Annotated in this window: 12 protein-coding genes and 1 tRNA gene; 8 read left to right on the top strand and 5 right to left on the bottom strand. The window is 68.0% G+C overall.

Going from position 1 to position 13,415, the window contains the following annotated elements:
* Positions 1–255, top strand: a 255-nt coding sequence (locus tag ACOJTB_RS05320) for a M3 family metallopeptidase (protein ID WP_420101482.1), incomplete at its 5' end; no start/stop codon positions are given.
* A gap of 186 nt (positions 256–441) precedes the next feature.
* On the opposite strand, the gene ACOJTB_RS05315 is transcribed toward ACOJTB_RS05320, so the two are convergent.
* Together ACOJTB_RS05315 and ACOJTB_RS05310 are read right to left on the bottom strand one after the other, a co-directional pair.
* Entirely contained in the window at positions 442–783 is a 342-nt protein-coding gene (locus ACOJTB_RS05315; RefSeq protein ID WP_420101481.1) for a hypothetical protein, read from the bottom strand.
* A gap of 67 nt (positions 784–850) precedes the next feature.
* Complete coding sequence (locus tag ACOJTB_RS05310) at positions 851–1,498, bottom strand: YoaK family protein (RefSeq protein WP_420101480.1); 648 nt, start codon at positions 1,496–1,498, stop codon at positions 851–853.
* 141 nt (positions 1,499–1,639) lie between these two features.
* Here ACOJTB_RS05310 and ACOJTB_RS05305 point away from each other — a divergent pair, with 141 nt between their 5' ends.
* The 6 genes from ACOJTB_RS05305 (at position 1,640) to ACOJTB_RS05280 (ending at position 6,168) form a co-directional block, all read left to right on the top strand.
* Positions 1,640–1,882 carry a hypothetical protein gene (locus ACOJTB_RS05305; RefSeq protein WP_420101479.1) on the top strand — a complete coding sequence of 81 codons (243 nt, stop codon included), beginning with the start codon at positions 1,640–1,642 and terminating at the stop codon, positions 1,880–1,882.
* A 112-nt stretch (positions 1,883–1,994) separates the two neighbouring features.
* Positions 1,995–3,572, top strand: a complete 1,578-nt coding sequence (locus tag ACOJTB_RS05300) for a 2-isopropylmalate synthase (protein WP_420101478.1) — start codon at positions 1,995–1,997, stop codon at positions 3,570–3,572.
* 247 nt (positions 3,573–3,819) lie between these two features.
* Entirely contained in the window at positions 3,820–5,091 is a 1,272-nt protein-coding gene (locus ACOJTB_RS05295) for a solute carrier family 23 protein (RefSeq protein WP_420101477.1), read from the top strand.
* Positions 5,092–5,234: 143 nt separating this feature from the next.
* Positions 5,235–5,310 (top strand) — tRNA-Lys (locus ACOJTB_RS05290).
* Between the two features lie 78 nt (positions 5,311–5,388).
* Positions 5,389–5,859, top strand: a complete 471-nt coding sequence (locus ACOJTB_RS05285) for an MgtC/SapB family protein (protein ID WP_420101476.1) — start codon at positions 5,389–5,391, stop codon at positions 5,857–5,859.
* Between the two features lie 60 nt (positions 5,860–5,919).
* Positions 5,920–6,168, top strand: coding sequence for a hypothetical protein (locus ACOJTB_RS05280; RefSeq protein ID WP_420101475.1), 249 nt, complete (start codon positions 5,920–5,922; stop codon positions 6,166–6,168).
* Positions 6,169–6,172: 4 nt separating this feature from the next.
* Here ACOJTB_RS05280 and ACOJTB_RS05275 read toward each other — a convergent pair whose 3' ends face one another.
* On the bottom strand, positions 6,173–7,561 hold the full coding sequence (locus ACOJTB_RS05275; protein ID WP_420101474.1) for a M20 family metallopeptidase: 1,389 nt from the start codon (positions 7,559–7,561) through the stop codon (positions 6,173–6,175).
* Between the two features lie 291 nt (positions 7,562–7,852).
* On the opposite strand from ACOJTB_RS05275, the gene ACOJTB_RS05270 reads away from it, so the two are divergent.
* The gene (locus ACOJTB_RS05270; protein WP_420101473.1) at positions 7,853–9,250 is read left to right on the top strand and encodes an SNF2-related protein; all 1,398 of its coding nucleotides are present in this window, start codon (positions 7,853–7,855) and stop codon (positions 9,248–9,250) included.
* A gap of 114 nt (positions 9,251–9,364) precedes the next feature.
* Here the strand turns inward: ACOJTB_RS05270 and malQ are convergent, their stop codons facing one another.
* Both malQ and glgB read right to left on the bottom strand, forming a co-directional pair.
* Entirely contained in the window at positions 9,365–11,425 is a 2,061-nt protein-coding gene (gene malQ, locus ACOJTB_RS05265; RefSeq protein ID WP_420101472.1) for a 4-alpha-glucanotransferase, read from the bottom strand.
* Between the two features lie 40 nt (positions 11,426–11,465).
* The coding region (gene glgB / locus ACOJTB_RS05260; protein ID WP_420101471.1) for a 1,4-alpha-glucan branching protein GlgB at positions 11,466–13,415 on the bottom strand (1,950 nt) is incomplete at its 5' end.

Below are 13,415 nucleotides of genomic sequence, written 5' to 3'. Positions count from 1 at the left end.
TTCACCCATGTCTTCTCGGGCGACGGCTATTCGGCGGGCTATTACAGCTATCTCTGGTCGGAGGTGATGGATGCCGACGCCTTCGACGCCTTCCGCGAGACGGGCGACGTGTTCTCTCCGGCGCTGGCCGAGAAGCTGAAGCGCTTCATCTATTCGGCCGGCGACACGCGCGACGCGGCCGAGGCCTACACGCTGTTCCGCGGGCGCCTGCCCACGCCGGACGCGCTGCTGGAGAAGCGGGGGCTGGCGGGGTAAGGCTTCGCCGCCGCTGCGATGAGACATGCTTCGCTTTCGAGCGCGGGTCATCCCGGACGGAGCGAAGCGGAGATCCGGGATCCATGCCTGAGCGTTGCCGGGTCGGGTTGCGGCATGGGTCCCGGGTCAAGCCCGGGACGACCCGCATGTTTCCGTGCGAAACCGGCCAGATCAGGGCGATAAGGCTCAGCCCGGATAGCCGAACTTCGCCTTGGTCGCCCGGATCTGGCCGGTGGCCGCTGCATCATTCCCGGCGGAGCAAGTCGTCCGGGCGCGGGCGATCTCGCCGCTGACGCGGTCATGCACGCTCTTGGTGGTGTGGCCGGTATCGAGATCGTTGTCGATCACCGCCTGAAAGCGCTCGACCTCGCCGGAGCAGCCGGCGCCGGCCGGCATGCGGAAGGTGTTGGGCGTCACGCCCGGCGCGGCCTGCTGCGGCGAAGGGGCGGGGGGCGCCGAAGCCGTCTGCGTCTGGCAACCGGCGAGGGTGAGGCCGAGGCCGGCAACGGCGAGAAGGATGGGGCGCATGGTCGTCTCCGGCAGTGGCGCGGCCCGATGCAGGCCGGGGCCGAAGATGCCCGATTCCCGATGGGGGTCAATCATGCCCCTGCAACGGCAGGAAGGGCACCGCGATGGCGAAGATCGCCGCCGCCAGCGCCGCGAGCCAGATCGCACCGAGGCCGACGAGGTAATGCGCGATCGCGCCGTTGACGCAGCCCGAGCAGAGGCCGAGCCAGAGCACGAAATGGCGCACCCAGCCCAAGCGCGGCCCACCCGTTAGGGCAGCGGCGATGCGCTGGCCCATCTTCACCAGCGTGCCGGTCATGTAGGTGAGCGCGATGGTGACCTCGCCGTCACGCTGGAAGACGCCGTTCTCCGCCCCCATGGCGAAGGCGAGGAAGACCGCGCCGGCAAAGGCGAAACCGGCCGTGTCGAGCAGGGCGGCGCCTGCCAGCGCCAGCGCCACCAGCCAGAGCACGGCCGATTTGCGCTGGGGGCCGGCCATGTGCCCGACCAGCGCGCCGGCGATGACCCCGCCGACGAAGAGGCCGAGAATGGCGCCGATGGTGGCGATGTTGCCGCCGTTCAATCCGGCGGTGGCGATGCCCAGCCGCGTGGTGTTGCCGCTCATGAAGGAGACGAAGAAGCCGCCGAGGCTGATGAAGCCGATCGTGTCGATATAGCCGGCGAGGCCCGACAGACAAAAGGCCAGGCCGATGGCCCAGCGATTATACAGCATCATGCGTGCGGTCCCCCCCCCCCGCGCAGAGTCGCAGATGCGGATTGTGACGCCGTGCCGGGGCAGGCCGCAAGCCGCGTTCGGTGAGGGTTTATCGTCGTCAGGCGTCATTGCGAGAAGCGAAGCGACGAAGCCATCCGGGGGGTGGCCGAGCGCTACGGCTCCCTGGATTGGTTCGCCACGCTCGCCATGACCGTTGAGCGGCCGCGCCCGCTTGCGCACGACAGCGCCTTCGGGTTACCACTGCGTCAGGTTCCACGAGGACGTCCCTTGCCGCAGGCCTTTGCCCCCAGCAGCCATAACGACCGCGCTTTCGCGCGGATCGCGGCTCTGCGCGCGCGCCGGGCTGCCTCGCTTCTCGGCCTGCTTCTCCTTATCAGCCCCTGAGGGCCGGCCGGGCTTTGCCTGGGCGCTCAGGGGAGTGACGAGAACCGCCGACTTCAGAACCCTTTGCGCTGACGAGCGACGACCGCAGCGGCGCCGATACCGGACCAGACCCATGACTCATGTTCAGCAGAACGGCTCGCAGCAGGCCGGCTCCTCCAAAGACCGTATCCTGATCTTCGACACCACGTTGCGCGACGGCGAGCAGTGCCCCGGCGCCACCATGACCTTCGAGGAGAAGCTGGAGGTGGCCGAGGCGCTCGACGCGATGGGCGTCGACGTGATCGAGGCCGGCTTCCCGATCGCTTCCGAGGGCGATTTCGAGGCCGTCTCCGAAATCGCGAGGCGGATCAGGCGCGCGACCGTGGCGGGGCTGGCGCGCGCCATCCCGGCCGATATCGCGCGGGCCGGCGAGGCGGTGCGCCACGCGGCCCGGCCCCGCATCCACACCTTCGTCTCGACCTCGCCGATCCATCTGGAGCACCAGATGCGCAAGGGCGGCGACGAGGTGCTCGAGATCATCGGTCGCACGGTGGCGCAGGCGCGCAATCTGGTCGAGGATGTGGAGTGGTCGGCGATGGACGCCACCCGCACGCCGATCGAGTATCTCTGCCGCGCGGTCGAGGCTGCGATCAAGGCGGGCGCGACGACCATCAACCTGCACGACACGGTCGGCTATGCGACGCCGGCCGAGTATCGCGCCATGTTCGAGGCCGTGCGGGCGCGGGTGCCCGGCGCCGAGAAGGCGATTTTCTCCGCGCATTGCCACAATGATCTGGGGCTGGCGGTCGCCAATTCGCTGGCCGCCATCGAGGGCGGCGCGCGGCAGGTGGAATGCACCGTCAACGGCATCGGCGAGCGCGCCGGCAATGCCGCTCTGGAAGAGATCGTGATGGCGCTGAAGGTGCGCGGCGACGTGCTGCCCTATGAGACAGGCATCGAGACCACGCAGCTGATGCGCATCTCGAAGGCGGTGTCCTCGGCCTGTTCCTTCCCGGTGCAGTACAACAAGGCCATCGTCGGCCGGAACGCCTTCGCCCATGAGAGCGGCATCCATCAGGACGGGATGCTGAAGAACCAGTCGACCTACGAGATCATGACGCCGGCCTCGGTCGGCGTCACCAAGACCTCGCTGGTGATGGGCAAGCATTCGGGCCGCGCGGCCTTCCGCTCCAAGCTGAAGGAGATGGGCTACGAGCTGGGCGACAATCAACTGGAGGACGCCTTCACCCGCTTCAAGGCGCTCGCCGACCGCAAGAAGCATGTCTATGACGAGGATATCGAGGCGCTGGTCGACGATAATCTCGCCACGGCCCATGACCGCATCCGGCTGGAATCGCTGACGGTGATCGCCGGCACGCGCGGCCCGCAGCGCGCGACGATGAAGCTCTCGGTCGATGGCCGCTTCGTCACAGAAGAGGCCGAGGGCAATGGCCCGATCGACGCCGTCTTCAACGCGATCGAGGCGATCGTGCCGCATGAAGCGGTGCTGGAGCTCTACGATGTCCACGCCGTCACCGAGGGCACGGATGCGCAGGCCGAGGTGACGGTGAGGCTCTCCCGGGACGGCGCGGCGGTAACCGGGCGCGGGGCCGACCCCGACACGCTCGTCGCCTCGGCCAAGGCCTATCTGGCGGCGCTGAACAAGCTGGTAGCGCGCGGCGTGCGCCAGCATGCGCAGGCGGCGGAGTAAGGCGACCGAATTCCTCGCCGTCATCCGAGACAAGCCGCGCGAGCGGCGCCGATCCGGGATCCATGCCCGCACCGTTCGGGCATGGATCCCGGGTCTCCGCTTCGCTCCGCCCAGGATGACGGCGGCTGTGGTTGAGGATCGTGCCGATTCCGGTGGATGGCCGCGAGGCCATCTGGCGCAGGCCCCGGAATTGCCTTCTAGCTCCAGATGTTTGGCCGCCTGTCGCGGCGATCTCAGGGAGCGGGCGATGGGCTATTTTCCGAACTGGACGCTGAAGACCTCCGGCGCGGTCATGCCGGATGAGCGCATGCCGACGGGCCAGACGATCGTCGCCGGACTGCAGCATGTCGTGGCGATGTTCGGCGCGACGGTGCTCGCGCCCGTTCTGATGGGGTTCGACCCCAATGTCGCGATCTTCTTTTCCGGCATCGCGACGCTGCTGTTCTTCGTGATCACCCGCGGGCAGTTGCCGAGCTATCTCGGCTCCTCCTTCGCCTTCATCGGTGTCGTCATTGCCGCCACAGGCTATGCCGGCTCCGGGCCGAATGCGAACGTCGCGGTCGCGCTGGGCGGCATCATCGCCTGCGGCGCAGTCTATGCCCTCATCGGCGCGGTGGTGCAGGCGGTCGGCACGCGCTGGATCGAGGCGCTGCTGCCGCCGGTGGTGACGGGCGCGGTCGTGGCCGCGATCGGGCTCAACCTCACTTCGGTCGCGATCTCGATGATCTCGGCCAGCCCCTATACCAAATGGATCGCCCTGTTCACCGTGGTCGCCGTCGCGCTGGTCGCGGTCTATGGCCGCGGGCTGGCGCAGCGCCTGCCGATCCTGATCGGCGGGCTCGCCACCTACATCCTCTATGCGCTGACGGCCTCGTCCTTCGGCGCGCCGCCGATCGACTTCGCCAAGGTCGCCAACGCCGCCTGGTTCGGCCTGCCGCACTTCACCGCGCCGGTCTTCGAGCTCAAGGCTATGACGCTGATCGTGCCGGTCGCGATCATCCTGGTCGCCGAGAATCTCGGGCATATCAAGGGCATCGCGGTGATGGCCGGCCGCAGCTACGACCATATGATCGGACGCGGCTTCATCGCCGACGGCGTCGGCACCATGATCGCCGGCGCGGGCGGCGGCACGGGCGTCACCACCTATGCCGAGAATATGGGCGTGATGGCCGTGACGCGGGTCTATTCGACGCTCGTGTTCGTCGCGGCCGGCGTGATCGCGCTGATCCTCGGCTTCTCGCCCAAATTCGGCGCCGTGATCGGCACGATCCCGGTCGCGGTGCTGGGCGGGCTCGCCGTCGTGGTCTTCGGGCTGATCGCCGCCACTGCGGGGCGGATCTGGGTCGAGGCCAAGGTCGATTTCTCGCAGCCGAAGAACCTGATCACGGTCGGCACGGCGGTGATTCTCGGCGCCGGTGACCTCAAGCTGCCGATCTTCGGCTATGAGCTCGCGGGCATCGGGACCGCGACCTTCGGCGCCATCGCGCTCTATCACCTGCTGAACCGCCGCGCCGCGTGAGATTTCGGCGGCCGCTGATGCAAAAGCAGGGGCGCCGTAAAAAATCTGTCGCAGACGGGGTGGACAGGTGAGGGGGGCTTTGCTACACGCCCCCTGCCTGACGCGGACGACTTCTCCGCCGAGGGCGACGCTTCGTGGCGTATGGGTGATTAGCTCAGTTGGTAGAGCAGCTGACTCTTAATCAGCGGGTCGTAGGTTCGAGCCCTACATCACCCACCACGACATTTCTCCGACATCTCTGGGCTTGAGACGAAACGCAGGTTGATGCTTGCTGCGACTTTCGCGAGGTCCGAATGCATGCCTTATCTTCCTGACGGAACCGAGCCGATCCTGCGTCTGATCCTTGGCATGATCGCTGGGGTCGCCATCGGCTGGCAGCGTACGGTCCGGCACAAGAGCGTCGGCATTCGCACCTTCGGGCTCGTCGGGCTCGGCACGGCGGCCATCGCCAGCGTGTTCAGCGAAGCGCTTCATCCCGATGCGGCGAGCCGTGTGGTGCAGGGCGTGCTGACCGGGATCGGCTTTCTCGGCGCGGGGCTGATCATCCGCCGCGAAGGCGATCCGAATCCGCATGGCCTGACGACCGCGGCCGCGATCTGGGTCACGGCGGCGCTGGGCTGCGCCGCTGGGCTCGGGCACCCGCCGGTCGTCATCGCGGCGACGCTGCTGGCTCTGGGGCTTCTGCTGCTGGATCATTCGCTCGAGAAATGGGTGCGGAGGCGATATTCGCCGCCCGGCAACCAGGGGGAGCGCTCGCGCGAGCCCTAAACCCGAGAGGCGAACCATCCGCCGGCTGCGGCGTTGGCTGCCAAAGGGAGTTTGCCAGCGATGATGCCAGACCAGACCGCCTCGCCTGAAAACACGCCGGCCGTGCCGCCTCCGCCGCCGGAGGCGCCGCCGATCACGCCGGGTACCATGCCGCCCGCCACGCCGGTCGAGGCACCGCCGGATGCCGAGCCGCTGGGCATCCCCGGCGACCCGCCACCGGAACTGCCGCCGAACGCTCCGCCTGAGGCGCCGCCGGCGACACCGGTCGATCTGCCGCCCGGCCGCGATCCGCGCCAGCCGCAGGAATAAGTCTTCAGACCGGCGGCGCGTCGCCGCCGCCGATGTCCCAGTAAAGCCCGGCCATCGCCGTCAGGCCCTCGCGGGCAATGGCGACGGGCAAATGTTCGTCGGGCGCATGCTGCGAGCAGCCAGGATAGGAATGCGGCACCCAGATCGTCCGCAGCTTTAGCACCTCGGCGAAGATGTCGTTGGGAAGCGAGCCGCCGAGATTGGGGAGCAGAGCGGGCTTCTTGCCGGTGCTCTCGGCGATCGAATCGACCGCGAAGCGCACCCAGGCATCGTCCGGGTCGAGCCGCGTGGCGCCGAAGCGCTCGGCGCCGGGCATGACGATCTCCACCATGCCGAAACCGTGGCGGTCGAGATGGCGGCGCAGGGCCGGGACGACATCCTTCGGATTGATCCCGACGACGAAGCGCAGGGCGCAGCGCGCCCAGGCGCTGGGCGGCACGGCGTTGACCGGCGTCTCGGGCACGCCCGATTTCATCGCCAGCACGTCGAAGGAGCACCAGCCGAAGACCTGCTCGGCCGGGGACAGGCCGGGCTCGCCCCAACTCGGGTCGATCACCGGCCCGTCCGGTCCGCCGTCGACCTCGCAATCGGCGACGGCGCGGCGCACGCCCTCCGGAAGCTCCTTCGGAACCCATTCATGAATGCGGATCTGGCCGGTCGGAGAGGTGATGGAGGCGATGGCGTGGGCCAGCTGGATCGCCGGGTCCGAGAGCAGACCGCCCCAATTGCCGGAATGATGACCGCCGTCGCGGGCCTTGATCTGCAGATCGAAGGTGATGACGCCGCGCGCGCCCAGAAACACGGTCGGCCGCTCGGCATTCAGGCGCGGCCCGTCCGAGGCGATCAGGATGTTCGCCTTCAGCAGCTGCGCCTCGTCCTGGCAGAGTTCGCGCAGGCCGGGGGAGCCCGATTCCTCGCCCATCTCGATCAGATATTTGGCGTTGAAGCCGAGCCTGCCGCGCGTTTCCAGCACGGCGCGCAGGCCGTTGAGGTTGATGAGATGCTGGCCCTTGTTGTCGACGACGCCGCGCCCGTACCAGCGCCCATCCTTCTCGACGAGCCTCCAGGGCGAGAGCCCCTCGCTCCACTGTGCGTCGAGGCCCCGAATGACGTCGCCATGGCCGTAGCCGATGATCGTCGGCAGGGCAGGGTCCTCGATCCGCTCGGCATAGAGGAAGGGGCCCTTGGCCTTGGGATGCGTGAGGATGCGGCAGGTGAAGCCGAGCCCTTCGAGCAGCGGGCGCATTTCCTGATCGAGATATTCGCCGAGGACCGGCGCGCGGTCCGGGTTCTGGCTTTCGCTGGGGATGGCGACGAGGCGGGAGAGATCGGCCTTCATCCGGCCGGAGTCGAAATATTCCTGGGCGGTCGCGATCGCCTGCGCGCGGGTCATGATGGTGCGGTCTCCTCTTGGCGGGCGCAGAGTGACGAGGGATGCGGCCTTGCGCCAGTGCCGGTTTGGTCGGGCAGGCCATGTCTGCGGGGCAAGTCGCATTGTCTCACCGTCTTGCCATCGTTCCCACGGCCATCCCGGGCGACCAACGGGAGACCCGGGACCCATGCCTGAAGCCTCACTGGAAGGGCTCTGGCATGGATCCCGGATCGCCGCCGCTTCGCGGCTTGTCCAGAATGACGGCGCGTTTTTGGCTCGACCTTCGATCCTTGGCGTGCTGTTCAGCGCTTGATGACCTTCACCCCGCATCCCCACCAGCTCGTCGCGCGCGATGCCATTCTCGGCGCGCGTGCCAAGGGCGCGGCCGGCTTCCTGCTCGGCGACCTCACCGGCCTCGGCAAGACGCTTTCGGCCTGGCTGGCGCTTGCGGCGATGCCGGAGGAGGAGGTGCTGGTGATCTGCCCCAAGGGCGCGATCCCGCAATGGCGGCGCACCATCGCGCTGTCGGGCCTGCCGCCCAAGCGCGTGACGCTCATGAACTTCGAGAAGACGAAGTCGCTGCTGGCGCCGCCGGCGGATTCCAGGAAGCGCTCGACCCGCGCGAAGAACAACGAACTCGCCAGGCTCGGCACGCCGAAGCGGGTCTGGCCGCTGGTGGTGATCGACGAGGCGCATCGCATCCGCAACCCGAACTCGCAGCAGGGGATGGTCTGCCGGCAGATGGCGGCGGCGGCCGATTTCACCATCTTCATGAGCGCGACGGCCGGGCAGTCGCCGCATGAGCTGTCCTATCTGGCGCCGCTGCTGGCCCGGGCGGCGGGTATGAAAAGCGCCGATCTCGACGGGTTTCGTGAGCTGATGAAGCGGCTGAAGATCGGCCGCGCCAAAGGGCGCTGGAAGAACTGGAGCTGGGAGCCGAACGAGACCGACCGCAAGGCGATGGCCGATTTGCTCTATCGCGGCGCCAACGCCATCGGGCTGAGGCGACGGCCGGAGGAGATCGCCGGCTGGCCGGAGGTGCAGCGGGAGCTGGCGCCGATCGCGCTCGATCCCCCCGCGCGCAGGCTCTATGACGCCACCTGGCGCGAATTCCGCAAGGAGCTGGGGCTGGCCGGAGGCTCGACCCGCAGGCCCCAGGGCTGGGCGGCCGATCTGCGCTTCCGGCAGAAGGCGAGCCTGCTGCGCATCCCCGGCACGGTCGATTTCAGCGACGACCTGCTCGGCAACGACCAGCAGGTGGCGATCTCCGTCGCGTTTCTGGAAACCAGCGCGATGCTGGCCGATGCCTTGCGCGGACGCGGCTGGCGTGTCGGAGAGATCAATGGCGAGCGCTCCGGCGTGCCAAACGAGGAGACACGCATCGCCTTCCAGACGGGAGCGCTCGATGCGGTGATCTTCACCGTCACCGAATCGATCTCGCTGCATCGCGGCGAGATGCCGGGCGGGGAGCGCGAGAGGGCGCTCGTCATCCATGACATGCGCCACAGCGCGATCCAGCTGCAGCAGATCGAGGGCCGCTGTCACCGCGACGGCCAGCACGCCACGATCTTCTACGCCTATGCCGAGGACACGGTGGAGGAGGCGATCGCCGCCACGGTCATCCAGCGCATGGCGGCGATGGACGGGCTTGCGGGCGACGATACGCGCATGCTCGAGGCGATCGCGGAGATCGTCGAGGGGCGGGGGTGACGTTCGACCTCATCGCGAAAAGCGAAGCGACGAAGCACTCCAAGGGGACGGGCTGAGCCGTTGGGCACGGTCCGTGGATTGCTTCGCTGCGCTCGCAATGACGGATAGCGGCTCTCAAGTCTCGCCGCGCGCCGGTCCCAGATGCGCCAGACGCGCCTGCACCTCCGCGTCGTCCAGCAGCTCCCCCGCCTCACCCTCCAGCCGATGGCGCCAGTTGGGTTTCTCGATCGTCGTGCCGGGCACATTGGGTTGGGTGCGGATGCCGAGCGCGTCCTCGATGGCGAGCAGCTTCAGCGTGCAGGGGGATTTCGCCACATAGCGAATGGCGGCATCGACGACCGGGTCGGTTTCTTCAGGCGCCGGGCGCTCGCCCTGGACCAGCCCCTCGCGCTCGAACGAGCCCCAGAGGATGCCGCGGTCCCAGGCGCGCTGGTCTTCCTGTGCCTGCCGCTCCGGTCCCTCGTCGAGGTCGGAGCCGGCCCACCAGCCGGCCGTCGGCACGAGATCATGCGTCGTCGTGAGGGCGGCTGCCGCCGGGTCCCATTGCGCGGGCGGGATATAGCTGTCCTCGCCGCGTTCGAAACGCAGCACCCGCAGGCCCGCCACGCCCTGGCCGCGCAGATAGTCGCGAAAGCCGTGCGGCAGCACTCCGAGATCTTCCCCGATCACGATCGCCTGGTGACGCCAGGATTCGAGCGCGATGAGCCTGAACAGCGTCTCCGCCGGGAACGCGACATAGGCGCCCTGCACGGCGCTCGCGCCTTCCGGCACCAGCCAGAGCCGGCTCATCCCCATGACATGGTCGATGCGGATGCCGCCGACATGGCGCAGGCTGGCGCGCAGCGTCTCGATGAAGGGCGCGTAACCCGAGGCGGCGAGGCCGCGCGGGGAAAAGGTGGTGAGCCCCCAGCTCTGGCCCTCGGCCGAATAGTAATCGGGCGGTGCGCCGACCGAGAGACCGTTGAGCACGTCCTGCTGGCGTGTCCAGGCATGGCTGCCGGAGCCGTCCATCCCGATGGCGAGGTCGGCGATGAGGCCAACCTTCATCCCCGCCTGACGGCACTGCGTCTGCGCCTGCGAATAGGAGAGGCCGGTGAGCCATTGCAGGAAGATCTGGTAGTCCACCTGCTCGGCATTTTCGGCAGCGAAGGCGGCGACCTCGGCACTCTCCGGGTCGCGATGGGCGGGCGACCAGTTGCGCCAGTGCCAGGCGGAGGGATCGCGCGCGAATTCGGCCGCGTGCAGAACCTCGAACACCGCATGGCCGCGCAGCAGTGGAGAGGCCTCGGCCCGTGCCTGCTCGAAGGCGCCGCGCTGGGCTGCGAGGGCATCGTTCTCCCGCAATTGGCGGAACAGGGCGTGGAGCAGCCGCTGGCGCAGCGGCGTCGCCAGCTGCCAGTCGATCAGCGGCTCGGACGAGAGCTTGTCCATGGCCTCGCCGAGCCCTTCCTCGGCGATGATCGCGGTGACGAGATCGGCAGGGAACACTGTCTGCGGATCGGCGTGGAGGGGGTTGTACAAGAGCCGCGTCGAGGGCGAATAGGGGCTGAAATGGCTGGCCGAGGCGCCATAGAGCGCATGGACGGGGCTGATCGCCAAGGCATCGGCGCCGAGGCGGCCTGCCTCGCGCCCGAGTGCGGCGACGCCGGCGAAAGTGCCGATCCCGCCGTCATTAGGCGTGCGCAGCGAATAGATCTGGGCTGCGAGGCCGAAGCCGGCCCGTCCCTCGTTCAGATCGGCGAAGGTGACGCTGCGGTCAGGTGCCGCCGCGACGGTCACATCGCCATCGGGCAGGTGGAGTGTGTGGTAGCCAGGCGTCTCGAAGGCCGGCAGCAGCGCCAGCCCGTCGGCCCCCTCCTGCGCCGAAACGATCCGGCGCTCGCCGCTTTCAAGCGTCATCTCGATGCGCTTGCCGGACAGTCCCGTGCGGCCCAGCGCGACCGGTTGGCCGGTCCGCGCCGTCAGGAAGGATGCGGTCTGCGCCGCGCCACTCTCCGATATACTGTCGTCCAACGCCTCGCGCAGGCCGCTTTCGCTGTCGACCGGCAGGCCGAAGGCGGAAAGGATCGCACGCAGCGTGTCGGGCGAGACGCTGTTGAGCCTGCCGGCCTGATCGGTCCATTCAGGCGACACGCCGGCCTTTACGGCGAGCCGGCGCAGAAGTTCGTCGCTCACCTTGCACCCCTTCGGGCCTGAACGGCCGCGTCACATCCTGTCATGGCGAGCGGCCCGCGTTCTCGTGCTCGAGCACGAGCAGCCCCAGCGGCGGCAAGGTTAGCGACAGGGACTGCCCCTGACCATGTGCCGGAACGGGCTCGTGCGAGATCGCACCGCCATTGCCTTGTCCGGAACCGGAATAGAGCCCCGCATCGCTGTTCAGCCGCTCCCGCCAGAGGCCGGGCGCCGCGACGCCGATGCGGTAATCATGGTGCGGCGTCGGGGTCATGTTGGCGACGATCAGCAAGGGCGGCTTGCCGTCTCCCGCCGAGCGGGTGAAGGCGAAAACCGAGTTGGCGCTGTCGTCGGCGATCACCCAGTCGAACCCTTCCGCCGTGTGGTCGAGCCGGTGGAGGGCCGGAGTCGCCTTGTAGAGCGCGTTGAGGTCACGCACGAGCTGCATCGTTCCGCGGCGGCGCTCGTCGAAAGGATGCGGCCAGTGGAAGGGCGCATCGACCTTCCACTCGTCCTCCTGCCCGAATTCGCAGCCCATGAAGAGCAGTTTCTTGCCGGGATGAGTCCACATCATCGCCAGGCAGAGCCGCAGATTGGCGAAGCGCTGCCAGTCGTCGCCCGGCATGCGCGAGAGCAGCGAGCCTTTCCCATGCACGACCTCGTCATGCGAGATCGGCAGCACGAAATGCTCCGAAAATGCATAGACCAGCCCGAAGGTGACATCGTCGCCATGCCAGCCGCGATGCACCGGATCGCGCTGGAAATAACGCAGCGTGTCGTGCATCCAGCCCATGTTCCATTTGAAATGGAAGCCGAGACCGCCGAACTCGACCGGGCGGGTCACGCCCGGCCAGGCGGTCGATTCCTCGGCGATGGTGATGGCGCCGCGCCCGCGTGCGCCCACCAGCGTGTTGAGCTCCTGAAAAAACGAGATCGCCTCGAAATTCTCGCGCCCGCCGAGATGGTTCGGAACCCATTCGCCGGGTTTGCGGCTGTAGTCGCGGTAGAGCATCGAGGCGACGGCATCGACGCGCAGCCCGTCGAGATGGAAGGTCTCCACCCACCACAGCGCCGAGGCGATGAGGAAGCCGCGCACCTCGCGCCGGCCGACATTGTAGATCAGCGTGTTCCAGTCGATGTGGAAGCCCTGTCGCGGATCCTCGTGCTCGTAGAGGGCGGTGCCGTCAAAACGCGCGAGGCCATGCTCGTCGGACGGAAAATGCGCCGGCACCCAGTCCAGAATGACGCCGATGCCGGCGGCATGGCAGCGATCGACGAAGCGGGCGAAGTCCTCGGGCGAGCCGAGCCGCGCGGTGGGAGCGAACAGGCCGAGCGGCTGATAGCCCCAGGAGCCGCCGAAAGGATGCTCGGTGATCGGCAGAAGCTCGACATGGGTGAAGCCCATATATTCCAGATAGGGAATCAGCCGGTCGATCGCCTCGTCCCAGGAGCCCATCTGGCCCCATTCGGTCCTCAGCCAGGAACCGACATGGACCTCGTAAATGGCGATCGGTTGATGGATGGCGTTGCGCTGCTCGCGCGCCGCCATCCAGTCCTCATCGGTCCAGGCGAAGGCCGGGGCGGCTGCGACGACCGAAGCGGTGCGGGGCGGCTCCTCGTGCCGGCGTCCGAGCGGATCGGCCTTCCAGGGCAGGCGTTCGCCGCCCGGACCCGTGATCGCATATTTATAAACCGTGCCGGGTCCGAGGCCGGGGATGAACAGCTCCCAGAGCCCCGCTTCCAGCCGGCCGCGCATCGGGTGGCGACGGATATCCCAGCCATTGAACTCGCCGACGACCGCGACATGGATGGCGTTCGGTGCCCAGACCGCGAAGAGCACGCCTTCGACACCGTCGAACGTCGCGGGATTGGCGCCGAGGCGCGTCGAGAGATCGAAATGCCGGCCCTCGGCGAAGAGGTAGATGTCGTCATCGGGCAGCAGAATGCCGAAGGCGTAGGGGTCCGCCGTTTCGACGATCGCATCGGGCCACGA

Source organism: Allobosea sp. (genome assembly GCF_048595345.1).
In the GTDB taxonomy this organism is placed as follows: domain Bacteria; phylum Pseudomonadota; class Alphaproteobacteria; order Rhizobiales; family Beijerinckiaceae; genus Allobosea.
Note: the sequence above shows the minus strand (reverse complement) of the source record. Positions and strands in the feature narration are given on the sequence as shown.